Source organism: Paenirhizobium cremeum (assembly GCF_022884085.1).
GTDB lineage: Bacteria > Pseudomonadota > Alphaproteobacteria > Rhizobiales > Rhizobiaceae > Allorhizobium > Allorhizobium cremeum.
On the sequence record NZ_JAGGCS010000012.1, the window covers coordinates 72,182 to 95,661 of the forward strand.

Consider the following 23,480-nt stretch of genomic DNA (forward strand, 5'->3'; position numbering starts at 1 on the left):
ATACTTTCCCCGTTCAGGGCATTTTCTACCAAACCCGCAGGCGAAGACAAACAAAACTCTCAAGCCGGGGACCGTTTTGTGCCGGGGTCGGTGCAACTGCATCCTGATCTTCAAGGAAATCCTTGGATTCGTTGAGTGATCGGAAACGCCATGATTCAAATTCTGCCCCGCGCCCTCCTTGTTGCCTGTCTGTCCCTGGGGCTGGCGGTGCATGCCGAAGCGCAGGCCGTCTCCAAGGGATCGAGTGGCCTGCCACTGCCGCGCTTCGTCAGCCTGAAGGCCAAGCGCGTCAACCTCAGGATCGGGCCGAGCACCGACTATGCCGTGTCGTGGCTCTACCTCAAATCGGGCCTGCCCGTCGAAATCATCCAGGAATACGAAAACTGGCGGCGTATCCGCGATGCGGATGGAACCGAGGGCTGGGTCAGCCAGACACTGCTTTCCGGTGAGCGGACCGCGGTCGCGGCGCCATGGATGCGTGGCAACGGCGACAATGTCTACGTCACCATGCGCCAGGATTCGCTGCCGAACGCCTCCGTCGTCGCCAAGCTGGAGCCCGGCGTCGTCGTCAAGCTCGATGAGTGCAACGGCAACTGGTGCCGCGTCGAAGCCGGCGGCGTCACGGGCTGGGTGAATCAGGGAGAAATCTGGGGCGCCTATCCCGGCGAAGCCTTCAAATAAGGCCCGCTTCGCGCCCGGCTTTCTCAAGCGATGTCAGCGGGCGCGGACCGATCTGCTGGATCACGATGCCGGCGGCAAGGCAACCGAGCTTGCCGCAATCCTCCAGGGAACGCCCCTGCGTATAGCCGAACAGGAAGCCTGCCGCAAACAGGTCGCCAGCGCCAGTGGTATCGACCAGGGCGGCGATCTTGCTGGCTTCGACCTTCACCCTTTCCTTGCCGCGGAGAATGATGGCACCCTCCTCGCTCATCGTCACGGCCGCAAGCTTGCAATCGGCGGCTATCTTCTCCAGCGCCAATTCGAAATCGTCCGTTTCGTAGAGCGACAGGGCTTCCTGCTTGTTCGAGAAGACGATGTCGACCGTGCCCGAGCGCATGAGGTCGAGGAACTCGCCGCGATAGCGGTCGACGCAAAAGCTGTCGGAAAGCGTCATCGACATTTCCCGACCGTTCTCATGGGCGATGCGGGCGCATTCGAGGATGGCCTGCTTGGCGCGCGGCGGATCCCAGAGATAACCCTCGAAATAGGTGACTTTCGCATCGGCGACGACCTGGGGCTCGACATGCTCCGGCCCGAGTTCCACGCAGGCGCCGAGATAGGTGTTCATCGAACGCTCGCCGTCGGGCGTGACGAAGATCATGCTGCGCGCGGTCGGCGGGTTCGTGCCTTCCGGCACGGTTTCGAAATGCACACCCTGGGCGCGGATGTCGTGCTTGAAGATCTGACCGAGCTGGTCGTCGGCGACCTTGCCGAAATAGGCCGCTTTGCCGCCGAAGCTTGCAATACCTGCGGCCGTGTTGCCGGCGCTGCCGCCGGAAGCTTCCACCGCGGGCCCCATCAACGCATAGAGCTTCTCGGCGCGTTCGGCGTCGATCAGGTTCATCGCCCCCTTGGTAATCTCGTTGTCGATCAGAAACCGATCTTCGCAGCGCGAGATAATGTCGACGATGGCGTTGCCGACGGTGAGGACATCAAACCTGCTCATAAAATGCGGATCTCCAATTGCACGGTGATCCGGTCATACCCGTTTTTCTTCCGTTTGGAAGCAGAAACGGCGGCCTTGGAAGAAATATGCCCTTCGTCATCCCGCTGTCATGCAGCTCTCCTAAAAGAACTCCAAGTGAAGACGGCATGTGACCACATATCGGTCAGCCGTTCACCTCGGGGCATGATCGCCCTGACTGCGGTTCCCTGCTGACCACGGATGTACTGGCGGCATGGTTCAAGACCCGATCTTTCGGGCGGAAGCGGGGTCTTTCCCCGCTTTTTTCTTTTCGGCCACCGCCCTCGCCATGCAGCCCTGCATTCCTGTCATTCGTCAAACCGTACTGGCGGGGCAGCTTCCGGCGCGCTAGAAGTTCACCTTCGCACTCCTCGACCTTTCCGTCCCCCGAAAGCTTCCCAGCATATGTATGCCATCGCCCATGACGTCCTTCCGATCTTCATTCTGATCCTCATCGGCTGGTCTCTGGTCAAGACGAGGGTACTCAACGCCGATATCGGAGAGGGGCTTGGCGAGTTCGTCTTCAAGGTCGCAGTTCCCGTGCTGCTGTTCAGGACGATTTCGCAGGCTGATTTCCACGGCGCCTCGCCCTTCAAACTCTGGGTCGCCTATTTTGCCGGCGTAGGCGTCACCTGGACGATAGGACATCTTGTGGCCACCCGCCTTTTCGACCGCGACGAACGGGTCGGCGTATTGGCCGGCGTATCCTCCGCCTTCGCCAACAACATATTCATCGGCCTGCCGCTGGTCGAACGCACGGTGGGCGCGGAAGGTCTCGTTCCGCTGTCGATCCTGCTTGCAGTGCATCTGCCGCTGATGATGGTCATCGGCACGGTCCTGATGGAGCGCGCGGAACAGAAGGCGAGCGGGCGCCCCTCCCGCGGCCTCAAGGCCGTGCTGCGCCAGATCGGCAGCAACCTCGCGCGAAATCCGCTGGTGATCGGTCTCGTCGCAGGGCTCGCAGTCCATCTCAGCGGACTTCATCTTCCGGACGTGCTTGATGGAGTGGTGGCGCAGATCGCGACCATGGCCGCGCCGGCAGCCCTGATCTCGCTCGGCATGGCCCTCAACAAATACGGCGTTGCCGGCAACATGCGAATTGCCGGCATCATCTCCGCCCTCAAGCTGCTTGTCATGCCAGCCACCGTCTGGGGTGCCTGCCATCTGCTCGGTCTCAGTCCTGCCTGGACCGCAGCGCTGGTGCTGACCTCATCGGTCCCGACAGGCATCAATGCCTGGCTGATCGCCAACCGGTTCGGCGTCGGCCATGCGATCGCTGCGTCCTCGATCACACTCACCACCGCGCTCGGCGTGCTCAGCGTGACATTCTGGGCCTATATGCTGCAGCAATAGGGAGCGCGACGGAAGCGGCAGGCAGCCTGAAGCGCATCGTGCGCTTTCAGGTTCGCTCAGCAGTTTTGGGCGACATGCTTCAAATGAAAAATGCCCGGCGGGACCGGGCATTTGTAGAATGCAACTTCAACCGAAAGATTAGTTGGTCGCGGCTGGCAGAGCAACCGGCGCGTCGGACAGTGAGCGGAGATAAGCAAGCAGGTTAGCGCGCTCGTCTTCCTTCTTGATGCCGGCAAAGCCCATCGCCGTTCCGGCGATGAACTTCTTCGGAGCCGTCAGGAAGTGGTTGAGGTTTTCAAAGGTCCAGGTGACCGAGCCGCCCTGCGAGAAATCCTTCATCGCGGCGGAATAACCGAAACCTTCATGCGAGGCGATCGGCCGCTCGACGATACCGTAGAGATTGGGGCCAACTTTGTTGGGTCCGCCCTTGGACCCGTCATGACAGCTCGTGCATTTCTTGAAGACGGCTTCACCGGCCTTTGCATCGGCGCTGGCGAGCAGCGTGGCGATCGGGGTTTCGGCAGCGGCTGCGGTTTCCGCGCCGCCCTCGGCTTCGCCTGCCGATTCGGCAGCGATCGCAAAGCCTTCCTTTTCGGGCTTTTCGGAGTGGAAAATGCCCTCCGATGTGATGGAAACCGTCATCAGGACGAATACGGTTCCCAGAAGAGCCCCCACGCCCATGTTCACATATGAGTTCATCTGCAACGCTCCCCATGCAGCCGGCTGATCAGCCCGGATGATCTTGAAATCGCGCGGAACCTATGTCTTTTGCTTGACAGTTGCAACACGATTGTGATCCCCAGACTGGGACTTTTTGACACTGTTTTGGCTGATTTTGAAGGGGCCGGCGATGAATAATCCAGATTTGGGGAAGGTCCTTGTGCTCATTCCCGCGCGCATGGCTTCAACCCGCCTGCCCGGCAAGCCTCTGGCCGACATTTGCGGCTTGCCGATGATCGTGCAGGTGGCCAAGCGCGCCCGGGAAGCCCATGTCGGTCGAATCGTCGTCGCAGTCGATGACCGGCGGGTTTTCGACGCCGTTGCCGACGCCGGCTTCGAAGTGGTGATGACGCGGCACGATCATCAGTCGGGCTCCGACCGTATCCATGAGGCACTGCTTGCCGTCGATCCGGAAGGCAAGGCGGAAATCGTGGTCAACGTGCAGGGCGACTTGCCGACCATCGAGCCGGAGACCATACGGGCGGCGCTACGCCCGCTCGACAATCCGCAGGTCGACATCGCGACGCTGACCGTCGAGATTTCCGACGAGGAAGAAAAGACCAATCCCAACGTCGTCAAGGTGGTTGGGTCGGCGGTCTCCGACACGCGGCTCAGGGCGCTCTACTTCACCCGCGCCACCGCTCCCTATGGCAAGGGGCCGCTCTTTCATCATATCGGTCTTTATGCCTATCGTCGCGCAGCGCTCGAGCGTTTCGTGAGCCTGCCGCAATCGCCGCTCGAAAAGCGTGAATCCCTTGAGCAGCTGCGTGCGCTGGAAGCCGGCATGCGCATCGATGTCGAGGTCGTCCGCTCCATCCCGCTCGGGGTCGACACCCCGGCCGACCTCGAAAAGGCCCGGCGTCTCCTCGCCGCCCGGGCAAGCTGATCTCACGGATATTCACCATGACCACCTACAAGACGAACAGGATTTCCTTCCAGGGCGATTTCGGCGCCAATTCCGACATGGCCTGCCGCGACATGTTCCCGGACATGGAACCGCTTCCCTGCCCGACCTTCGAAGACGCTTTCGTGGCGCTCGAAACCGGTGAGGTCGATCTGGCGATGATCCCGATCGAGAATACGCTCGCGGGCCGTGTCGCCGACATCCACTATCTCCTGCCGCTGTCCCGGCTGCATATCGTCGGCGAGTATTTCATGCCGATCCGGTTCCAGCTCATGGTGCTGCCCGGCGTGAAGATGGATGAAATCCGTACGGTGCACAGCCACATCCACGCGCTCGGCCAGTGCCGCAAGATCATCCGCAGCAACGGCTGGAAGGCCGTCGTCGCCGGCGACACCGCGGGGGCCGCGAAACTCGTTGCGGAGAAAGGCGACCGCACGATGGCGGCACTTGCTCCACGGCTTGCCGCCGCGCTTTACGGACTCGACATCGTCGCCGAGAATGTCGAGGATTCGGACAACAACGTGACCCGTTTCGTCGTCCTTTCACGGGAAGAGGGCCAGCCGAGACGCACCAGCGACGAGGAGACCTTCATCACGACCTTCGTCTTCAACGTCCGCAACATTCCGGCCGCGCTCTACAAGGCGCTTGGCGGCTTCGCCACCAACGGTGTCAACATGACCAAGCTGGAAAGCTACCAGATCGGCGGCAAGTTCATCGCCACCCAGTTCTATGCCGACATCGAGGGCCATCCGGAGGATGCACCGGTGAAGCGGGCGCTCGAAGAGCTTTCCTTCTTCTCGGAAAAGGTGCGAATCCTCGGCGTCTACAAGGCGCACGCCATGCGCGGAAGGCTGTAACGCCTCCCGCTCAGTGCTTCCATTCCAGCCAGTCGACGATCAGCCGGCGCGCGATGGTGCCTTCGACCGGCAGGCTGACACCCTCCGCGTGGCCCTTCTCGATGATGGCGGCGACCTCGCTGCGATCGAACCAACGGCAATCCGCCAGTTCGCCTTCGTCGCGCTCCACGTCGAAGGTGACCGCTTCGGCGTAGCAGCCGATCATGAGCTGATGCGGCATCGGCCAAGGCTGGGAGGCATGGTAACGGACACGGCCGATCGAGATGCCGGATTCCTCCTTCGTCTCCCGGCGCACCGCGTTCTCGACGGTTTCGCCGGGCTCCACGAAGCCTGCAAGGCAGGAGTACATTCCCTCCGGAAAGCGATGATTGCGGCCAAGCAGGCAGCGGTCGCGCTTCTCATCCACCGCCAGCATGATCGCCACAGGATCGGTGCGGGGAAAGATCTCGTGCGCGCATGCAGGGCACACGCGCTTGTAGCCGCCGATGCGGCTTTCCATTTCCTCGCCGCACCGTCCGCAGAAACGATTGTCGGTGTTCCAGCGTATGAGGCTCAGCGCCTGGGCCGCCTCGCCAAGCAGTTCCTCGCGGATGAGCTGATCGCGAAACAGCGCGCGGGCGTCCGCCGGCTTGTAACGGGTCGCCAACTCATCGGCGCTGCGGGCGACCGGCACCGCAAGGCGCGGCTCGCCATTGGGCTGGAAGCCGAGCAATACGGCCCGTTCGAAATCAGGATCGAGCTCGGACAGCTCATAAGGCGCAAACAGTGGGTCGAGCACCTGCCCGTCATGCTTCAGCACCAGCTTGGCATCGCTGAAGGCAAGGATATGGGCCCCTTCCACGGCAAGCGCGGAGGAAAGCGAAGTCTCGTCGCGATGCTCGGCGCGGCGATCCAGGCCGTTTCTGGAAAAGGCCGTCAATTCACTGGGTTCTAGGTGGGGAGCACGGTTCAGAAAAATCGAATTCTTCATGAGTGAATGGCTTCTAACAGCTTCTTCTTGATCTCGCGGCGTTCATCGTCGGTATAGGCCTCGGCCGCGCCGTGACCCCATACAGGCCCGGGCCAGTTGGGATCGTTCTCGAAGCGGGCGACCACATGGACATGCAGCTGGCGGACGACGTTGCCGATGGCGGCAACATTGATCTTGTGGGCATGGGTCAGCGTCTTCAGGCCGGAAGCGACCAGATTCTGCTCGAAAGTGAGCACGGCCTGATCGAGCGGCGTCAGTTCAAAAACCTCGGAAATCCCGGGCCGCTGGGGCACGAGAACCAGCCAGGGCCAGCGCCTGTCCTCGATCAGGCGCAGTTCGCAAAGGCCAAGCCTGGTGACCAGCGAACTGTCGCGCGCCAGCCTCTCATCCAGTGTGAATGGTTCCAAAGGCGTCTCTCCCGTCGTTTTTCCTATTCATAACAGTTTTTTGCGGGCTTGGCTTGCATTTGCTTGCGTAATTGCCGATATGTGCAGCCGGGAGGTTGGTGGTGGACGAGCCACTCGCCAACCGGGTCAGGTCCGGAAGGAAGCAGCCCTAACGAGCGCGGCACGGGTCATCGTGCCAGCCTCCCACCTTCCGTTTCATTTGGCCGTTTCGTTTGGCTGGCAAACAAGCGGTTTATTCATGCCCGGGCATCGGGTCTTCGAGAGACGCTGGCAGGGGCGATGAGCGAGTTCGAGCCTAAAGCATCGAATGCCGACGGTACCGCAACCGGGTATCGCGTTCTTGCCCGCAAGTATCGCCCCAAGGATTTCACGGATCTGATGGTCGGCCAGGAGCCGATGGTCCGCACGCTGACCAACGCCTTCGAGACCGGCCGCATCGCGCAGGCCTACATGCTGACCGGCGTTCGCGGGGTCGGCAAGACGACGACGGCGCGCATTCTCGCTCGCGCACTCAATTACAAGACCGCCGAAATCGACAAGCCGACGATCGACCTGAAGATCCCCGGCGAACACTGCCAGGCGATCATGGAAGGCCGGCATGTCGACGTGATCGAGATGGACGCCGCTTCCCATACCGGTATCGACGACATCCGCGAGATCATCGAGCAGGTGCGCTACCGCCCCGTCTCGGCGCGCTACAAGGTCTATATCATCGACGAAGTGCACATGCTGTCGACGGCGGCCTTTAACGGCCTCCTGAAGACACTGGAAGAGCCGCCCGAGCATGTGAAGTTCATCTTCGCCACCACCGAAATCCGCAAGGTGCCGATCACGGTTCTTTCCCGCTGCCAGCGTTTCGATCTGCGCCGGATCAGCGCCGGGGATCTTGTCGGGCTGTTTTCCACCATCGCGGCCAAGGAAGGCATCAGCGCCGAGAACGAAGCTCTGGCGATGATCGCGCGCGCGGCCGAGGGTTCGGCCCGCGACGGCCTGTCCCTGCTCGACCAGGCGATTGCCCATGGCGGCGGTGTGGTGCAGGCAGATGCCGTGCGCGCCATGCTGGGCCTTGCGGACCGGGCGCGTATCGTCGACCTCTTCGACCATATCGTGCGTGGCGACGTAGCAGCGGCACTCGCAGAGTTCGGCAGCCAGTACGAGGCGGGCGCAAACCCGACCGTGGTGTTGACGGACCTTGCCGATTTCACCCATCTGGTGACCCGACTGAAATACATCCCTTCCGCCGCCGAAGATCCTTCACTCAGCGAGGTGGAACGGGTGCGCGGTGCACGCCTTGCCGAAAGCATTGCGGTCACCACGCTGTCGCGCATGTGGCAGATGCTGCTCAAGGGCATTCCGGAAGCCGAAAATTCGTCGCGGCCAGCGGGTGCCGCCGAGATGGTCATTATCCGGCTTGCCCATGCGGCCCACCTGCCGTCACCCGAAGATGCCGCCCGCCGCCTGCTGGAGCTTTCCGAGGGGGGAGAAGGTGCGGCCCCGGGCGGTGCTTCGCCGCGCGGCGGCAATGGCGGAGGCGGAGCTTCGATGGCCTACCGCACTGCAGCCGTGGGCCAGCAGAGCATAGACGCCACGGCACGCAGCATGCCGCCGCAACCCACGGCCCGGCTGCAGAGCGTCCCTGTTCCGGAGAACGCCCCCCAGAGCATGGCTCGCGTCGAGACCCGACCGGCCGAAGCAGCGCCTGTGCCGAAGGTGCCGGTCAATTCGCTGGAAGATCTTGCCGATCTTTGCTCGAAGAACCGCGACCCGAAACTCAAGGCGCTTATCCGCGCCTATGTCCGGCTGGTGCGGCTTGAACCCGGACGGATCGAGATCAATCTGCCGGAAGAAGCTCCGAAGTCGCTGGTCGGCGACCTGCAGCGGCGACTCGAGGAATGGACCGAAATCCGCTGGATGGTCATCCTGAGCCGCGAGCCCGGTCAGCCGACACTGACCGAAAGCGAGGCCAACGAGAAGAAGGCCCGGTTTGCGAGCGCCGAGGCCGATCCCGACGTGGCGGCAATCATGGCGATGTTTCCCGGAGCCAAGATCCGCAACGTCGTCATCAAGAGTATCGAGGATGAGGCCGACAGCGAAGACGTGGCGCTGCCGGCAGCGGCAGAGTCTGCCGAAGGCGATATCCTTCCCGGCGACGATATCGAATTCTAGACATAGTCCGAAAAGGGAGATTTCGACATGCGCGACATCATGGGCATGATGGGCAAGGTCAAGGAGATGCAGGCCAAGATGGAGAAGATGCAGGCGGAAATCGCCGCACTCGAAGTCGAAGGCAAGTCCGGCGGCGGCCTCGTGACCCTTACGCTGACCGGCAAGGGCGACCTGCGGGGCGTCAAGATCGATCCGTCGCTGTTCAAGGAAGACGACGTCGAAATCCTCGAAGACCTGATCGTTGCCGCCCACAAGGACGCCAAGGACAAGGCCGAGGCCGTGATGGCGGAAAAGACCAAGGAAATGACCGCCGGCCTGCCGATCCCGCCCGGCATGAAGCTGCCGTTCTGAGGTTGGATTTTCGCCGGGACCGGGGATTGGCCTTGCCGCGTCGCTTCACCGCTTGACGCGATTTCGAATGTAGGCCCGCCGTGCATCTTGGCTGAGAGCGCTTATTCGAAACACTTCGACGGCCAGGGATTGATCCCATCTCTCAGCCAAAGAAGTGTATCCAGCCAGAAGCCGGCCGCATGGCGGTCGTGAAAGAGACCGAAATGGCCGATCCTTTCACAGGCAAGGTCCGCAGGCTCGAGCATTACCATGGTGCACCGCGCCCCGGCGTAATAGGAAAGCGCCCGGCGAATCGCCTGCCGGGTTGCCAGAGGATCGTCGCTGCAGCCGATCGCCAGAACCGGTGCGGTGATAGCGCCGAAACGCTGCTTCAGATGCAGGGCATCTTGCGGGTCCAGTCCCTTCTCGACACGCGCCGCGCGGAAAGCCCATTCATAGGCGACGCCCGCCGGCAGATCCTCCAGCCAGCCGAGGCGGCGGCCCGGGAAATAGCCGAAGACAGTCGTTAGAGCCGGCATCGCCACATGCCATTTCAGAAAGAGGCGCGGCCGGGCCTTGCGCTCATAATCTCCCCAATAACCGTACTGGGCGCCGACCGTCAGCATTCGGGAGACAAGGCCGGCGTTTTCGGCATAACCCGGCAGAAAGCCGCCGATGCTGTGGCCGACCACCATCACGGGCAGAGCCGGCTCGAGAAAGGCCGCCCGCTCCAAGGCGGCGGCGAAATCCAGTTCACCCCATTGCGTCCAGGTGTGGCCTGAGCCCGCAAGCCGGAGAGGTCTCGACAATCCGATGCCGCGGTAGTCGTAGGTCAGAACCGCGAAACTGTGGCCGGCCAGAAAGGCGGCGTAGCGATGATAATATCGCGCGGGGACTCCAGTCGCCGGATTGACGACGACGACGCCCTTCGCCCTTCGCCCCCGCGGCGCCCACCAGTATCCATGCAATGGCGTGCCGTCGGCAGCGGTAAACGAGATCCGCTTTTCCTCCATTTCCGGCTCCCTCCCGTGTTCCAGTCCCTTGGAAGACTATCGGAATGGCCGCTTGAGTATACTCACTGGTCGGTATACTTTACGGCATGGAAAACCAATCGACACGCGAGCGTATCGTGGCGGCGGCCAACCGCCTCTTTTACCGGGAAGGGATCCGTGCGGTGAGCGTCGATGCCGTGGCCGAAGAGGCGGGCATCACGAAACGATCCCTCTATTATCACTTCCAGAGCAAGGACGAATTGATTACGGCCTATCTGGCATCGAGAGACCAGCCCAATCTTGAAAGCTACCGGCGATGGTTCGAAGCCGCCGAAGGAGATGCCGGCGACCGGGTGGCCGCAATCTTCGGCAGGCTCGCGAAGGCGGCCCGCCGGGCTGACTGGAAGGGATGCGGCTTCCTCAGAACATCCGCGGAGCTTGCCAACCTGCCCGGCCATCCGGCGCTGAAGGTCGGGGCAGCCCACAAGAAGAAGTTCGAACGATGGATGGCGGAACGGCTGACGGCTGCCGGTATCGGCGAAGCTCTGCCGCTGGCGCGCCAGATCATGCTTCTCCTGGACGGCGCCTTTTCCGTCGTGATGCTGCACCACGACCCAAGCTATATGGAGGTGGCCGGCGAAGCGGCGCGAACCCTCGTGCGAAATGCCGCCAGGACGTCGACGGCAGAGACCCGATGACGCATTCGGCGCCTGTTTCCTGCCGCGGGGGCGGCGGTCTCATCGCTCCAGCATGGCCCTGAAACGATGAGCGAGCGGGGTGTCGAACAATCGGGTTCGCATTGCCTGATCCCGGCGATTGCCGATTGCGGACACCGCTTCGGACAGGAAGATACGCGAGCCGCCATAGGGTTGGAACGCGACCAATTCGCCGGCCGCCAGCAGGCCGCCCGTTATCACGCGGCAATAAATACCCGGTCGCGCAGCAACGGCGTAACACCGGGCAAAGGCAGGATCACCTATCTTCGCTGCGAAGGTGGCGCAGGGGATGCGCGGCGCCGTGACCTCAAGCACGATATCGCCGGCAAGAAAACGATCGCCGACAGAGACATTCCGGTTGTCGAGACCTTCGATAACCAGATTTTCGCCAAAGGTTCCCGCCGGCAAGGGGCGCCCCAATTCCTCCGCCCACCAGTCGAGCGTCAGCGATCCCTCGATATAGATGGCCTGATCGATACCGCCATGGTGCCGGCGATTGCAGATGCGGTCACCGACGATGCCTTGCGCATCGACCATCACAGGGCCGCCCACCGGCGTCTTGTTGATCCCGCTCTTATATTTCAGTCCGGCGAGCGTTTCCGCGGCGCCGCGGCAGACGGCAAGGACTTTCATCCACATCGGTCCTTTCGGCGATTCCGTTGACAAAGGTTATGAGATAGAAACGCAGCATGGCAAAGCGAGTCACAGGCCCTGAAATCGAAAAACTCATCCAGCTTCTGGCGAAAGTGCCGGGGCTTGGGCCCCGTTCGGCCAGGCGAGCGGCTCTGCATCTCATCAAGAAGAGGGATCAGTTGATGGGTCCGCTGGCGCATGCGCTCGGCGACGCCTACGACAAGGTGAAAATCTGCTCCCATTGCGGCAATGTCGATACCAGCGATCCCTGCACGGTGTGTACCGACGACCGGCGCGACCAGTCCGTCATCATCGTCGTCGAGGACGTCTCCGACCTCTGGGCACTGGAACGGGCGGGCGCAATGAACGCGGCCTATCATGTCCTCGGTGGCACGCTCTCCCCGCTCGACGGCGTCGGCCCTGATGATCTCAACATCAAGGGACTGATCGACCGCGTGGCGAAGGGCGGCATCCGCGAGGTCATCATCGCGGTCAACGCCACTGTCGAGGGACAAACCACAGCACACTATATAACGGACCATCTGTCCGGGCTCGACGTGAAGATCACCCGGCTTGCGCATGGCGTTCCGGTCGGCGGCGAACTCGACTATCTCGATGAGGGCACGCTTTCGGCAGCGCTCCGCGCCAGAACGGCGATCTGAAATCAGCCCGAAAATGGGAAACGCGGCATGACTGTCTTCACCCCCCTTACGCGCATCGCCGTCATGGCACTCGCCCTTGCCTTCGCCGCGCCGGCCGCTCACGCCGCGCCGTCGAAAGCCGAGGTCGAAAAGCTCTTCCGTAACTGGCTGGCGAACGATCTCTGGCCGGACGCACAAAAGGCCGGCATTTCCCGCCAGACCTTCGATCGGGCGACTGCCGGTATAACGCTGAACTGGGATCTGCCGGATCTCGTGCCACCGGGCACCGCGCCGCCGAAGGAGCAGAAGCAGAGCCAGGCTGAGTTTTCCTCGCCGGGCGCCTATTTCTCGGAAAAGCGCCTGCAAGGGCTCGCCGGCACCGGTCGCGGCCTTGCGGAACGCCATGCGGCAACGCTTCGCAAGGTGGAGGCCGCCTATGGCGTGCCCGGTTCGATCATCGTCGCAATCTGGGGACGGGAATCGGGCTTCGGCAGCGCCAAACTTCCCTATCCGGCGGTCGACGTGCTGGCGACCAAGGCCTTCATGTCGACCCGCAAGGATCTTTTCCGCCGCGAACTGATTTCCGCTTTGCATATCGTCGAGGGTGGCGACATCGCGGCATCCAAGATGATGGGTTCGTGGGCCGGCGCGCTCGGCCAACCGCAGTTCATGCCGACGAGCTATCTGAAATATGCCGTGGACTTCGACGGCGACGGCCATCGCGATATCTGGAATTCCGTGCCGGACAGCCTCGCCTCTATTGCCAACTATCTTAAGAAAAGTGGATGGCAGACAGGACGTAGCTGGGGTTTCGAGGTCTCGATCCCCAACGGCGTGACCTGCGCGCAGGAAGGACCCGACCGTGCGAAACCGCTTTCAGACTGGTCCTCTCAAGGGATCAGACGCATTTCCGGCAAGGATTTCCCGAAAGCCGAACTTTCCGCGCCGACCATGATGCTGGTGCCGGCCGGCACCCACGGGCCGGAATTCCTGGTGAGCCCGAATTTCTACGTGCTCAAGGAATATAACAATTCCGACCTCTATGCGCTGTTCATCGGCAACCTCGCCGACCGGATCGCCTATGGCGGCGGAGCCTTCAAGGCACCCTTCGGCGATGTCGGCAAGATGCTGCGCTCGGACGTGCTCGCCATGCAGAAGGCGCTGGTGGCGAAGGGCTACGACGTCGGGACGGTCGACGGCCTTCCGGGGTTCAAGACCCGGCGTTCCCTCGGGGAATGGCAGGCCAAGGCCGGCATGGCGCCGACCTGCTTCCCCGATGCCTCGCTGACGACGAAGCTGCGCTGACGCCACCAGCCTAATGCGGTTCGATATGGCTCTGGTGGAAGACGTCATCGGCCGGCGGGATCGCCTGCCGTTCGATCATCCGGTGAACCCGGGGTTTCGTCTCACCTCGATGAAGTGCCAGTAACCGGTCGCTGTTTTCCGCATCGGCTTTCGTGCGTCGCTGGTTATGGCGCACGTAATCTACCCAGGTCGGCGTGTGATAAGTTTCCGTCCAGATATCCGGATTTTCAAGGTCGCGCATCAGCGCCCAGTTGCGGGCGCCGTCGCGGATGCGGATGCGCCGCCGCTCCACCATCAGGGTCAGGAATTCGCGCAGGTCCGCATCACGGATCTCGTAGTCGATGTTGATGACGATCGGACCGCTGCGCGGGCGAATGTCGAGGCTGAGAGGCGGTTCGTTGAAGCGGTTCAACGGATCGAGATCGAGCGAGGCAAAGGCGGGCATGGGCAGCCAGAGGCCGATCGCAACACCGGCTATCATGACGAAGCTGGAGGCGAAAAGGGCGGAGGAGACCCCTTGCCCTTCCGCCATCAGACCCCAGATCCAGCTGCCGGTCGCCATGCCGCCGAAGGTCGCGGTCTGGTAAAGCGACAGAGCCCGGCCGACCACCCAGCGTGGCGTCGAGAGCTGCACGACCGTATTGAAGAGCGAAAGCGCCAGCACCCAGCACGCTCCGGCCAGAAGGAGCGCGAGCCCGGTCAGCAAGGCCGAGCTGGAGGCACCGATCACGGCTGCACTCAGCGCGAAGCCGGCGAAGGCACAGCGCACGATATCCTCGCTCGACAGGATTTCGCGAAGTCTTGCACTGGAAAAGGCCCCGCCGATGGCGCCTGCCCCAAAGGCGCCGAGCAGCAAGCCATAGGTCAGCGGGCCGCCGGCGACAAGGTCGCGGGCGACGATCGGCAGCAGCGCCAGGATCGCGACGGCCGTCAGGCCGAAGACGAAACCGCGAAACAGGACCTTTCCGAGATTTGGCGACATCGCCACGTAACGAAGGCCTGCCGCGATCGCACGCCCGAGTTCCTCGCGCGGGAGCGTGGACTTTGGAATATCGGGCCGCCAGCGGAAGAGCACGAAGATGAGGGCAAAATAGCTCAACGTATTGGCGGCGAAGGCGGCGGCGGCGCCGGCTGCAGCCACGATGATGCCGCCGATGGCGGGGCCGACGCTACGGGTGATGTTGAACCCCATGCTGTTCAGCGCGACCGCCCCCGGCAGATCGTCACGCGGCACCATATCGCCCACGGAAGCCTGCCAGGACGGATTGTTCAGCGCCGTGCCGGCGCCGATCAGAAAGGTAAAGGCAAGCAGGAGCCAGGGCGTTATGAGATCCATGTAGGCGAAAGCCGCGAGTGCTGCTGAAACGCAGAACATGAAGATCTGGGCCGTTAACATGACACGGCGGCGGTCGTAATTGTCTGCGATGGCGCCGGAGACGAGCGAAAACAGCATGATGGGCAGGGTCGTGGATGCCTGCACCAGGGCCACCATGTTTTCCGAGCTGGAAATCAGGGCCATCATCCAGGCGGCACCGACACCCTGGATCAGTCCTCCCAGATTGGAGGCGATGCTGGCAAACCAGACATTGCGATAGGTCGTGTGCGACAGCGGGGTCAGGAAGGATCTGCGCTCGGGCACGAATGAACCTCTTTCGGGCGGGCAACTTATGGTCACCCCAAGCGTGATTTCTGAAAACTTGCCAGACCGCGGAAGCGAAAAGGCGAGCAAAGCATGCAACGGGTTGTAGCCCCTGACGGCAAAAGCTTGCAATCCCGCTGAGGCAAGCGTATATAACGCTCAAGTTCTTGATCGACAGATGAAGAGTGGGACCGCAAGGACCCGCTCTTTTTTGTTGGCGATCGGTTCCATCCAGGAGTGAGACGATTGTCAGAAAGCATGCCGACGCCGCCGACCGGCGAAGCGCGCATTATCATCGAAACCGGACTTGACCGGCGCATCGCCGAGATCATCGAACCGGTGCTCGTCGCCATGGGCTACAAGCTTGTTCGCGTCAGGCTCATGAACCAGAACGGGCTGACGCTGCAGGTCATGGCCGAGAAGAACGACGGAACGATGACCGTCGAGGACTGCGAAGAGGTTTCAATGGCGATTTCGCCGGTCCTCGATGTCGAGGATCCGGTTGACAAGGCCTATCATCTTGAGGTGTCCTCACCAGGTATCGACCGCCCGATGGTCCGCAGATCGGACTTCGAGCGCTGGATCGGCCATCTGCTGAAGTGCGAGACCTCGATCCTGATCGACAATCGCAAGCGTTTCCGAGGCAAGATCACCGAAGTCGATGCGGAAGGCTTCACCATCGAGCGCGACCAGGTCGCCTATGGTGAGCAGCCGCGCGTGACGGTGCCGTTCAATGCGCTAGCGGAAGCCAAGCTGATCCTGACCGACGATTTGATCCGCGATGCGCTGAGGGCAGACAAGCTCGCCAAGGCGCAGGCCGCGAACCAGAACGAAGAAGACAACGACGCATAAACGTTTGACCAACCGCCGCGAGGGCAAGCGCCCCGGCAGGAAGACGGAGACCTAAGACAATGGCAGTCAGTGCTAACCGGCTCGAGCTCTTGCAGATCGCGGATGCGGTCGCCCGCGAGAAGGTCATCGACCGCGAAATCGTTCTCGCCGCAATGGCCGACGCGATCCAGAAGGCTGCCCGCTCGCGTTACGGCACCGAGACCAACATCCGCGCCGACATCAATTCCAAGACCGGCGAAATCCGCCTGCAGCGCCTTCTCGAAGTGGTCGACAAGGTCGAGGATTATTCGACGCAGATCGCGATCGAGCTCGCCCGCGACCGCAACCCCGACGCCAAGCTTGGCGACTTCATCGCCGACCCGCTGCCGCCGATGGATTTCGGCCGTATCGCCGCACAGTCCGCCAAGCAGGTCATCGTGCAGAAGGTGCGCGAGGCCGAGCGCGACCGCCAGTATGACGAATTCAAGGATCGTATCGGCGAGATCGTCAACGGCACCGTCAAGCGCGTCGAGTACGGCAATGTGATCGTCGATCTCGGTCGCGGCGAAGGCATTATCCGCCGCGACGAGATGATCCCGCGCGAAGCTTTCCGCTACGGCGACCGCGTCCGCGCCTATGTCTATGACGTGCGTCGTGAACAGCGTGGTCCGCAGATCTTCCTGTCACGCACCCATCCGCAGTTCATGGTGAAGCTCTTCACCATGGAAGTTCCGGAAATCTACGACGGCATCATCCAGATCAAGTCGGTCGCCCGCGACCCGGGCTCGCGCGCCAAGATCGCCGTCATCTCGAACGATAGCTCGATCGATCCCGTCGGCGCCTGCGTCGGTATGCGCGGCAGCCGCGTTCAGGCCGTCGTCGGCGAACTGCAGGGCGAAAAGATCGATATCATTCCGTGGAGCCAGGATCCGGCGTCCTTCATCGTCAACGCCCTGCAGCCGGCGGAAGTCTCCAAGGTCGTTCTCGACGAGGATGCCGAACGCATCGAGGTCGTGGTTCCCGACGAGCAGTTGTCGCTGGCCATCGGCCGCCGCGGCCAGAACGTGCGCCTTGCATCGCAGCTTACCGGCTGGGACATCGACATCATGACGGAGCAGGAAGAATCCGAACGCCGCCAGAAGGAATTCAACGAGCGCACCAACCTGTTCATGGACGCGCTCGATGTCGACGAGATGGTCGGCCAGGTGCTCGCCTCGGAAGGCTTCGCCCAGGTCGAGGAGCTCGCTTATGTCGATCTCGACGAAATCGCCTCGATCGACGGTTTCGACGAGGATACCGCCGGGGAAATCCAGACGCGCGCTCGCGAATACCTCGAAAAGATCGAGGCCGAGATGGACGCCAAGCGCAAGGAACTCGGCGTTTCCGACGACCTGCGCCAGATCGACGGCATGACTTCGCAGATGATGGTCGCCCTTGGCGAGGACGGCATCAAGACGATCGAGGACTTCGCGGGCTGCGCGGCTGACGATCTCGTTGGCTGGAGCGAACGCAAGGACGGCGAGACGAAGAAGTTCGAAGGACTGTTCTCCAAGTTCGATGTTTCGCGCGCCGAAGCCGAGAACATGGTCGTTCAGGCACGCCTTGCCGCAGGCTGGATCACCGAGGAAGACCTCGCCGCCGAGGCCGCCGAAGAGGAAGTCGTCGAAGACGCGGAACAGGGCGAATGACGAATGCCGGCGCGCCGGACGATCCGCCTGAGGAAGACGATTTCGAAGGCGTCGACGTGAACGGCCGCATGTGCATCGTGACGCGGCAGAGCGGGTCTACCGACACGCTCATCCGTTTCGTCAAGGCCCCGGACGGCACGATCGTCCCGGACCTGAAGCACCAGTTGCCGGGACGCGGCTGCTGGGTAACGGCAAGCCGCGAGGCAATAGACAAGGCGGTGGCGAAGAAGCTTTTCGCCCGCGCCCTCAAGGCGGATGTGAAAGCGGACGCCGCTCTCGGCCAGACGGTCGACCGGCTGCTGGTTGCCCAGCTTGCCGGCATGATGAACCTGGCGCGCAAGGCCGGTCAGTTCATCACCGGCTCCGCCAAGGTCGAGCTTGCGGTTCGCACCGGCGAGGCGCTGGCGGTGTTCCATTCGACGGATGCCGCCGCCGACGGAGTGAGAAAAATCGACCAGGCCCGCAAGGCCTGGCACCTCGGAACGGGGACGGAGGCGGAGATTCCCGCTTTCCATCTGCTTTCCGGGGCGGAATTGGAAGAACTGATGGGTCAGAATGCGTTTATCCATGCCGCAGCGCTTGCAGGGCAGGCGGGTGAGGGTGTAGTGAAGCGCGCAAACCTGCTTGAACAGTACCGCACAGGCGGCCTGTCCCAGAAAAAGGATGTCGTTGACATGCCGAAGCAATGACGCGGTCACCGGCTCTAGCCGGACGCTTTATCGGAATATACGAATTGAACGACGAGGTCTGATGCACCGCATCCGTCCTTGTGCAAGGAACGGAACGGAATGACCGACAACAAAGACGACAAGACACTCAGCGTATCGGGTAAGAAAACCCTCACCCTGAAACCCTCAGGCGTGACTCAGGGTACCGTGCGCCAGGATATGGGTCGCGGTCGAACCAAGGCCGTCGTGGTCGAAACGCGCAAGCGCCGCCCGACCCGTCCGGAAGACGAAAAGCAGGCCCCCGTGGTCACGCCCGTGCGTACGCCCGAAGCTCCGCCGGCACCGGCAGCACAGGCTCCGCGCCCGGCTCCTTCGCCGGTATCCCAGCAGCCTCGTGTTCACCAGCCCGCGCCGAGCAGCCATCAGCCGCCGCGTCCCCAGCCGCAGCAGCAGCCTTCGCGCGCGCAGGAACGTCCGCGCGGCAACGTTTTGCATGATCTTTCCGCCGGCGAAATGGAAGCTCGTCGCCGCGCGCTGATGGAAGCGCAGGCCCGCGAGGTCGAGGAAGCCAAGCAGCGCGCCGCCGACGAAGCCCGTCGCAAGGCAGAGGAAGAAGCCCGCCGCAAGGCAGAGGCTGAAGAAGCCGCCCGCCGCGCGGCGGCACCCGAACCCGTAGAACCCGCTCCGGCGCCGACACCCGCTGCCGAGCCGGTGGCCCCGGCCCGGCCGCAGCCGGCCGCGGCGGCTCCGGCTGCGCCTGCGCCTGCGCGGCCCGCACCGTCTGCGACCCCGGCCCAGCCGCCGTTTGTCCGCAGCCGCAAGGACGAAGACGAAGATGATGATCGCGGCGCACCGCGCGGCGCGCCGGGTCGTGGCAAGGTTGCGGTTCCCGCTCCCGCAAAGGTTCCGGCTCGCCCCAAGGGCGAGGAAGACCGCCGCCGCGGCAAGCTGACCGTCACCACCGTCAGCGATGACGATGAAGGCGGTTCGCGCGGCCGTTCGCTCGCCTCCATGCGCCGCCGGCAGGAGAAATTCCGCCGCAGCCAGATGCAGGAGCCACGCGAGAAGATTTCCCGCGAAGTCGTTCTGCCCGAGACCATCACCATTCAGGAACTGTCGCAGCGCATGTCCGAACGCGCCGTCGACGTCATCAAGTTCCTGATGAAGGAAGGCCAGATGATGAAGCCGGGCGACGTCATCGACGCCGACCTTGCAGAACTCATCGCCGGTGAATTCGGCCATACCGTGAAGCGCGTCTCCGAATCCGACGTCGAGGAAGGCATCTTCAACGTCGCCGACGACGAAGGCGAAATGCTGCCGCGTCCGCCCGTCGTGACGATCATGGGTCACGTCGACCACGGCAAGACCTCGCTGCTCGACGCGATCCGCCACGCCAACGTCGTGGCCGGGGAAGCCGGCGGCATCACGCAGCATATCGGCGCCTATCAGGTCGAACAGAACGGTCAGAAGATCACCTTCATCGACACGCCTGGCCACGCTGCATTCACCGCGATGCGCGCACGTGGCGCGCAGGCCACCGACATCGCCATCCTCGTGGTAGCGGCCGACGACAGCGTCATGCCGCAGACGATCGAATCGATCAATCATGCGAAGGCTGCCGGCGTTCCGATCATCGTTGCGATCAACAAGATCGACAAGCCGACCGCCAATCCGCAGAAGGTTCGCACCGAACTGCTGCAGCATGAAGTGTTCGTCGAATCCATGGGCGGTGAAGTTCTCGACGTCGAGGTTTCGGCGAAGAACGGCACCAACCTCGACAAGCTGCTCGAGGCCATCCTGCTGCAGGCCGAAATCCTCGACCTCAAGGCCAATCCGAACCGCACGGCGGAAGGTACGGTCATCGAAGCCGAGCTCGACCGCGGTCGCGGCGCCGTTGCAACCGTTCTCGTGCAGAAGGGTACGCTCCGGCCCGGCCAGATCATCGTCGCCGGCGACCAGTGGGGCCGTGTTCGCGCCCTCGTCAACGACAAGGGCGATCACGTCAAGGAAGCCGGTCCGGCAACCCCGGTCGAGGTTCTCGGTCTTTCCGGCACGCCGGCAGCCGGCGACAAGTTCGCCGTCGTCGAGAACGAGGCCCGCGCCCGCGAAATTTCGGAGTACCGCCAGCGTCTCGCACGCGACAAGGCGGCTGCCCGCCAGTCCGGTTCGCGCGGCTCGCTCGAGCAGATGATGAACCAGCTGCAGACCTCCGGCGTGAAGGAATTCCCGCTGGTCATCAAGGGCGACGTGCAGGGTTCGATCGAAGCCATTGCCGGCGCACTCGAAAAGCTCGGCACCGACGAGGTTCGCGCCCGTATCGTCCACTCCGCCGTGGGTGGCGTGACGGAATCGGATATCTCGCTGGCCGAAGCCTCAAACGCAGCGATCATCGGCTTCAACGTCCGCGCCAACGCCCAGGCCCGCACGCTTGCGGAACGCCAGGGCATCGAGATCCGCTACTACAACATCATCTACGACCTGGTGGATGACGTTAAGGCGGCGATGTCGGGCCTGCTCTCGCCGGAACGGCGCGAGACCTTCCTCGGCAATGCCGAAATCCTGGAGGTCTTCAACATCACCAAGGTCGGCAAGGTCGCAGGCTGCCGCGTCACGGAAGGCAAGGTCGAGCGCGGTGCCGGTGTCCGCCTCATCCGCGACAACGTTGTCATCCACGAAGGCAAGCTCAAGACGCTCAAGCGCTTCAAGGATGAAGTCTCTGAAGTGCCGGTCGGTCAGGAATGCGGCATGGCCTTCGAGAATTACGAAGACATCCGCGCCGGCGACACGATCGAGTGCTTCCGCGTCGAGCATGTGACGCGGACCCTCTGATCGGATAGACTGGAACGATGAACGGGCGCCGGATGGAAAGTCCGGCGCCCGCATCTTTTTGGGGCGAGAACAATGGCAACAAGACCCACATCATCAGCACCATCGCAGCGCATGCTGCGTGTCGGCGAACAGGTTCGCGCCGCGATCACCCAGGTGCTGCAGCGCGGCGAAGTGCGCGATCCGCTGATCGAAAAGACGGTGATCTCGATTTCGGAAGTGCGCATGTCGCCGGACCTGAAGATTGCGACCGCCTATGTGACGCCACTCGGCGTCGCCGACCATCAGGCAATCATCGCAGCCTTGAACCACCATGCGAAATACATACGCGGCCGGCTCGGCCCGCAGCTCAGGCAGATGAAATACATGCCGGAAGTGCGGTTCCGCGACGATACGAGCTTCGACAACTACCAGAAGATCAATGAGCTTTTGCGCTCTCCCGAAGTGAGCCGCGATCTCGGCCACACCGACGACGAACAAGAATAAGGGCTCGAATGTCCAAACCCCGCAAACCCAAGGGCCGTCCGGTTTCCGGCTGGCTGATCCTCGACAAGCCGGTCGATTTCGGCTCGACAGAAGCCGTCTCCAAGATCAAGTGGCTGTTCAACGCCCAGAAGGCAGGGCATGCCGGCACGCTCGATCCGCTCGCTTCCGGCATGCTGCCGATCGCGCTCGGCGACGCGACCAAAACGGTTCCCTATGTGATGGACGGCCGCAAGATCTACGAATTCACGGTCACCTGGGGCGAAGAACGCTCGACGGATGACCTCGAGGGTGAAGTGACGCAATCCTCGGAGGCTCGTCCGACGGAAGAGGCCATCCGTGCGTTGCTGCCGAAATATACCGGCGTGATTTCACAGGTTCCGCCGCAGTTCTCCGCGATCAAGATCGCCGGAGAGCGCGCTTATGACCTTGCCCGCGATGGTGAGGCCGTGGAGATACCCTCGCGCGAGGTGGAAGTTTTCCGGCTGACCCTCATCAAATGCGAAACCGACCGGGCCTGGTTCGAGGTCGAATGCGGCAAGGGGACCTATGTGCGCTCGCTCGCCCGCGATTTCGGTCGGGAACTCGGCTGCTACGGCCATATCTCGGAGCTTCGCCGCAGTTTCGTGGCGCCGTTTGCCGAGGAAACCATGGTGCCGCTCGCCGAGCTCGTTGCGCTCGAAAAGATCGAGGACCGGGACGAAAGGTTTGCTGCGCTCGATGCTTTTCTCATCGATACCGGCGAGGCACTGTCGGGGCTTCCCCATATCGTCATCACGGAAGACCAAGCATACCGCCTGCGCATGGGCAATCCGATCCTGCTGCGGGGTCGCAACGCACCGGTCAGCGAGGCTGATGCCTTTGCCACCGCCGGCGGTAAGTTGGTGGCGATCGGTGAGATCGGTGAAGGCGAATTCCGCCCGCGCCGCGTTTTCACTTGAATCGGCAGCGAATCAAAGAAGGCTTTCATTTGCGAGCCGAATGAGCTATAGGCACGCCCAGCAGGGCGGCGTGCCGTCTGCTTTTCATGGCCGATGCTGGACGACATCCCGGCACCAGGCGACCCGTTTCTCCTATTCATAGAAAGGACATCCGATGTCGATTACCGCAGAGCGCAAGGCTGCACTCATCAAGGAATACGCAACCAAGGAAGGCGACACCGGTTCGCCGGAAGTTCAGGTTGCGATCCTGACCGAGCGCATCAACAACCTCACCGAGCACTTCAAGGACCACAAGAAGGACAACCACTCCCGTCGTGGCCTCCTGACGCTCGTGTCGAGCCGCCGCTCGCTTCTTGACTACCTCAAGAAGAAGGACGAAGGCCGTTACAACAAGCTGATCTCCAGCCTGGGCATTCGCCGCTAACAATTTCCGGCGGGCTTTCCTCGGGAAAGTCCGCCGGTTCCTTTTCGGGAAGCTCCCGATGGTTCCGCAGAGGGCAAGACGCCCGGCAGGACCGAACGCATGGCAGGCCGGATGGGCCGGCGCTGCCAGAACCAACCGATGACCTGTCATGGGGCAGGATTGCCGGACGCTTTCGCCAGATTGTGCTGGCGTCGCGGACAGAAGCCCGAGGGCTTCATGTGCCGCATGTCGGAGACATCGCCCCGAGCGGGGATGGCCGAAACGGAAGCTTCCCGCTGTCTTGCCCGTGATAAGTCACATTC

The 23,480-nt window shown here is 62.5% G+C and carries 23 protein-coding genes and 1 other RNA gene; 17 read left to right on the top strand and 7 right to left on the bottom strand.

What is annotated here, in order from left to right:
• The first annotated feature begins 150 nt into the window (after window positions 1–150).
• Complete coding sequence (locus tag J5N58_RS19640) at window positions 151–681, top strand: SH3 domain-containing protein (RefSeq protein WP_112829933.1); 531 nt, start codon at window positions 151–153, stop codon at window positions 679–681.
• Here J5N58_RS19640 and J5N58_RS19645 read toward each other — a convergent pair.
• Window positions 674–1,666: an adenosine kinase gene (locus tag J5N58_RS19645; protein ID WP_113437316.1), complete on the bottom strand. Its 993-nt coding sequence runs from the start codon at window positions 1,664–1,666 to the stop codon at window positions 674–676. The two genes, J5N58_RS19640 and J5N58_RS19645, sit on opposite strands and share 8 nt — an antisense overlap.
• A 423-nt stretch (window positions 1,667–2,089) precedes the next feature.
• Between J5N58_RS19645 and J5N58_RS19650 the strand changes: the two genes are divergently transcribed.
• Window positions 2,090–3,037 (top strand): AEC family transporter, encoded by a 948-nt coding sequence (locus tag J5N58_RS19650; RefSeq protein WP_112829935.1) that lies wholly within the window; start codon window positions 2,090–2,092, stop codon window positions 3,035–3,037.
• Between the two features lie 138 nt (window positions 3,038–3,175).
• Here J5N58_RS19650 and J5N58_RS19655 read toward each other — a convergent pair whose 3' ends face one another.
• Window positions 3,176–3,736, bottom strand: a complete 561-nt coding sequence (locus tag J5N58_RS19655; protein ID WP_112829936.1) for a c-type cytochrome — start codon at window positions 3,734–3,736, stop codon at window positions 3,176–3,178.
• 151 nt (window positions 3,737–3,887) lie between these two features.
• Between J5N58_RS19655 and J5N58_RS19660 the strand changes: the two genes are divergently transcribed.
• Together J5N58_RS19660 and J5N58_RS19665 are read left to right on the top strand one after the other, a co-directional pair.
• Window positions 3,888–4,643: a 3-deoxy-manno-octulosonate cytidylyltransferase gene (locus tag J5N58_RS19660; protein ID WP_112829937.1), complete on the top strand. Its 756-nt coding sequence runs from the start codon at window positions 3,888–3,890 to the stop codon at window positions 4,641–4,643.
• A gap of 17 nt (window positions 4,644–4,660) precedes the next feature.
• Complete coding sequence (locus J5N58_RS19665; protein WP_113443929.1) at window positions 4,661–5,518, top strand: prephenate dehydratase; 858 nt, start codon at window positions 4,661–4,663, stop codon at window positions 5,516–5,518.
• A gap of 10 nt (window positions 5,519–5,528) precedes the next feature.
• Here J5N58_RS19665 and nudC read toward each other — a convergent pair whose 3' ends face one another.
• Together nudC and J5N58_RS19675 are read right to left on the bottom strand one after the other, a co-directional pair.
• On the bottom strand, window positions 5,529–6,488 hold the full coding sequence (nudC, locus tag J5N58_RS19670; RefSeq protein ID WP_112829939.1) for an NAD(+) diphosphatase: 960 nt from the start codon (window positions 6,486–6,488) through the stop codon (window positions 5,529–5,531).
• A complete protein-coding gene (locus J5N58_RS19675; RefSeq protein WP_112829940.1) occupies window positions 6,485–6,895 on the bottom strand; it encodes an HIT family protein in 411 nt (136 codons plus the stop codon). Before J5N58_RS19675 ends, nudC begins: the two co-directional genes overlap by 4 nt.
• A 90-nt stretch (window positions 6,896–6,985) precedes the next feature.
• On the opposite strand from J5N58_RS19675, the gene ffs reads away from it, so the two are divergent.
• The 3 genes from ffs to J5N58_RS19690 all read left to right on the top strand — a co-directional run bounded on the left by ffs (window position 6,986) and on the right by J5N58_RS19690 (window position 9,412).
• Window positions 6,986–7,082, top strand: an RNA gene (ffs, locus tag J5N58_RS19680) — signal recognition particle sRNA small type.
• Between the two features lie 92 nt (window positions 7,083–7,174).
• Window positions 7,175–9,061 carry a DNA polymerase III subunit gamma/tau gene (locus J5N58_RS19685; protein ID WP_113443928.1) on the top strand — a complete coding sequence of 629 codons (1,887 nt, stop codon included), beginning with the start codon at window positions 7,175–7,177 and terminating at the stop codon, window positions 9,059–9,061.
• Window positions 9,062–9,088: 27 nt separating this feature from the next.
• Window positions 9,089–9,412 carry a YbaB/EbfC family nucleoid-associated protein gene (locus J5N58_RS19690; protein WP_112829942.1) on the top strand — a complete coding sequence of 108 codons (324 nt, stop codon included), beginning with the start codon at window positions 9,089–9,091 and terminating at the stop codon, window positions 9,410–9,412.
• Between the two features lie 101 nt (window positions 9,413–9,513).
• Here the strand turns inward: J5N58_RS19690 and J5N58_RS19695 are convergent, their stop codons facing one another.
• The gene (locus J5N58_RS19695) at window positions 9,514–10,404 is read right to left on the bottom strand and encodes an alpha/beta hydrolase family protein (protein WP_113443927.1); all 891 of its coding nucleotides are present in this window, start codon (window positions 10,402–10,404) and stop codon (window positions 9,514–9,516) included.
• Between the two features lie 86 nt (window positions 10,405–10,490).
• On the opposite strand from J5N58_RS19695, the gene J5N58_RS19700 reads away from it, so the two are divergent.
• The gene (locus J5N58_RS19700; protein WP_113443926.1) at window positions 10,491–11,081 is read left to right on the top strand and encodes a TetR/AcrR family transcriptional regulator; all 591 of its coding nucleotides are present in this window, start codon (window positions 10,491–10,493) and stop codon (window positions 11,079–11,081) included.
• A 39-nt stretch (window positions 11,082–11,120) separates the two neighbouring features.
• Here J5N58_RS19700 and J5N58_RS19705 read toward each other — a convergent pair whose 3' ends face one another.
• A complete protein-coding gene (locus tag J5N58_RS19705) occupies window positions 11,121–11,732 on the bottom strand; it encodes an MOSC domain-containing protein (RefSeq protein ID WP_113444014.1) in 612 nt (203 codons plus the stop codon).
• A 56-nt stretch (window positions 11,733–11,788) separates the two neighbouring features.
• Between J5N58_RS19705 and recR the strand changes: the two genes are divergently transcribed.
• Both recR and J5N58_RS19715 read left to right on the top strand, forming a co-directional pair.
• Window positions 11,789–12,394: a recombination mediator RecR gene (recR, locus tag J5N58_RS19710; RefSeq protein WP_244712466.1), complete on the top strand. Its 606-nt coding sequence runs from the start codon at window positions 11,789–11,791 to the stop codon at window positions 12,392–12,394.
• Window positions 12,395–12,421: 27 nt separating this feature from the next.
• Window positions 12,422–13,678: a lytic murein transglycosylase gene (locus tag J5N58_RS19715; RefSeq protein ID WP_112829945.1), complete on the top strand. Its 1,257-nt coding sequence runs from the start codon at window positions 12,422–12,424 to the stop codon at window positions 13,676–13,678.
• A 10-nt stretch (window positions 13,679–13,688) separates the two neighbouring features.
• Here J5N58_RS19715 and J5N58_RS19720 read toward each other — a convergent pair whose 3' ends face one another.
• Window positions 13,689–15,317, bottom strand: a complete 1,629-nt coding sequence (locus J5N58_RS19720) for an MFS transporter (RefSeq protein WP_112829946.1) — start codon at window positions 15,315–15,317, stop codon at window positions 13,689–13,691.
• Between the two features lie 258 nt (window positions 15,318–15,575).
• Between J5N58_RS19720 and rimP the strand changes: the two genes are divergently transcribed.
• From rimP to rpsO, 7 genes are all read left to right on the top strand, one after another.
• Entirely contained in the window at window positions 15,576–16,169 is a 594-nt protein-coding gene (gene rimP, locus J5N58_RS19725; protein WP_113424326.1) for a ribosome maturation factor RimP, read from the top strand.
• 59 nt (window positions 16,170–16,228) lie between these two features.
• Entirely contained in the window at window positions 16,229–17,836 is a 1,608-nt protein-coding gene (gene nusA, locus J5N58_RS19730) for a transcription termination factor NusA (protein WP_112829948.1), read from the top strand.
• On the top strand, window positions 17,833–18,525 hold the full coding sequence (locus J5N58_RS19735) for an RNA-binding protein (protein ID WP_112829949.1): 693 nt from the start codon (window positions 17,833–17,835) through the stop codon (window positions 18,523–18,525). Before nusA ends, J5N58_RS19735 begins: the two co-directional genes overlap by 4 nt.
• Before the next feature lie 99 nt (window positions 18,526–18,624).
• Entirely contained in the window at window positions 18,625–21,333 is a 2,709-nt protein-coding gene (infB, locus tag J5N58_RS19740) for a translation initiation factor IF-2 (protein WP_113338580.1), read from the top strand.
• A gap of 72 nt (window positions 21,334–21,405) precedes the next feature.
• Window positions 21,406–21,816 carry a 30S ribosome-binding factor RbfA gene (gene rbfA / locus J5N58_RS19745; RefSeq protein WP_244712469.1) on the top strand — a complete coding sequence of 137 codons (411 nt, stop codon included), beginning with the start codon at window positions 21,406–21,408 and terminating at the stop codon, window positions 21,814–21,816.
• Window positions 21,817–21,824: 8 nt separating this feature from the next.
• Complete coding sequence (gene truB / locus J5N58_RS19750) at window positions 21,825–22,754, top strand: tRNA pseudouridine(55) synthase TruB (protein ID WP_244712471.1); 930 nt, start codon at window positions 21,825–21,827, stop codon at window positions 22,752–22,754.
• Between the two features lie 154 nt (window positions 22,755–22,908).
• Entirely contained in the window at window positions 22,909–23,178 is a 270-nt protein-coding gene (rpsO, locus tag J5N58_RS19755; RefSeq protein ID WP_112829953.1) for a 30S ribosomal protein S15, read from the top strand.
• Window positions 23,179–23,480: the final 302 nt, after the last annotated feature.

Bases quoted from the DNA above. Each gene is read 5' to 3' on its own strand.
- J5N58_RS19665 (WP_113443929.1), top strand. From the start codon at position 4,661: ATGACCACCTACAAGACGAACAGGATTTCCTTCCAGGGCGATTTCGGC.
- J5N58_RS19705 (WP_113444014.1), bottom strand. From the start codon at position 11,732: ATGAAAGTCCTTGCCGTCTGCCGCGGCGCCGCGGAAACGCTCGCCGGA.
- J5N58_RS19685 (WP_113443928.1), top strand. From the start codon at position 7,175: ATGAGCGAGTTCGAGCCTAAAGCATCGAATGCCGACGGTACCGCAACC.
- rimP (WP_113424326.1), top strand. From the start codon at position 15,576: ATGCCGACGCCGCCGACCGGCGAAGCGCGCATTATCATCGAAACCGGA.
- nudC (WP_112829939.1), bottom strand. From the start codon at position 6,488: ATGAAGAATTCGATTTTTCTGAACCGTGCTCCCCACCTAGAACCCAGT.
- infB (WP_113338580.1), top strand. From the start codon at position 18,625: ATGACCGACAACAAAGACGACAAGACACTCAGCGTATCGGGTAAGAAA.
- rbfA (WP_244712469.1), top strand. From the start codon at position 21,406: ATGGCAACAAGACCCACATCATCAGCACCATCGCAGCGCATGCTGCGT.
- J5N58_RS19735 (WP_112829949.1), top strand. From the start codon at position 17,833: ATGACGAATGCCGGCGCGCCGGACGATCCGCCTGAGGAAGACGATTTC.
- truB (WP_244712471.1), top strand. From the start codon at position 21,825: ATGTCCAAACCCCGCAAACCCAAGGGCCGTCCGGTTTCCGGCTGGCTG.
- recR (WP_244712466.1), top strand. From the start codon at position 11,789: ATGGCAAAGCGAGTCACAGGCCCTGAAATCGAAAAACTCATCCAGCTT.
- J5N58_RS19700 (WP_113443926.1), top strand. From the start codon at position 10,491: ATGGAAAACCAATCGACACGCGAGCGTATCGTGGCGGCGGCCAACCGC.
- J5N58_RS19660 (WP_112829937.1), top strand. From the start codon at position 3,888: ATGAATAATCCAGATTTGGGGAAGGTCCTTGTGCTCATTCCCGCGCGC.
- nusA (WP_112829948.1), top strand. From the start codon at position 16,229: ATGGCAGTCAGTGCTAACCGGCTCGAGCTCTTGCAGATCGCGGATGCG.
- J5N58_RS19695 (WP_113443927.1), bottom strand. From the start codon at position 10,404: ATGGAGGAAAAGCGGATCTCGTTTACCGCTGCCGACGGCACGCCATTG.
- J5N58_RS19645 (WP_113437316.1), bottom strand. From the start codon at position 1,666: ATGAGCAGGTTTGATGTCCTCACCGTCGGCAACGCCATCGTCGACATT.
- rpsO (WP_112829953.1), top strand. From the start codon at position 22,909: ATGTCGATTACCGCAGAGCGCAAGGCTGCACTCATCAAGGAATACGCA.
- J5N58_RS19690 (WP_112829942.1), top strand. From the start codon at position 9,089: ATGCGCGACATCATGGGCATGATGGGCAAGGTCAAGGAGATGCAGGCC.
- J5N58_RS19650 (WP_112829935.1), top strand. From the start codon at position 2,090: ATGTATGCCATCGCCCATGACGTCCTTCCGATCTTCATTCTGATCCTC.
- J5N58_RS19640 (WP_112829933.1), top strand. From the start codon at position 151: ATGATTCAAATTCTGCCCCGCGCCCTCCTTGTTGCCTGTCTGTCCCTG.
- J5N58_RS19655 (WP_112829936.1), bottom strand. From the start codon at position 3,736: ATGAACTCATATGTGAACATGGGCGTGGGGGCTCTTCTGGGAACCGTA.
- J5N58_RS19715 (WP_112829945.1), top strand. From the start codon at position 12,422: ATGACTGTCTTCACCCCCCTTACGCGCATCGCCGTCATGGCACTCGCC.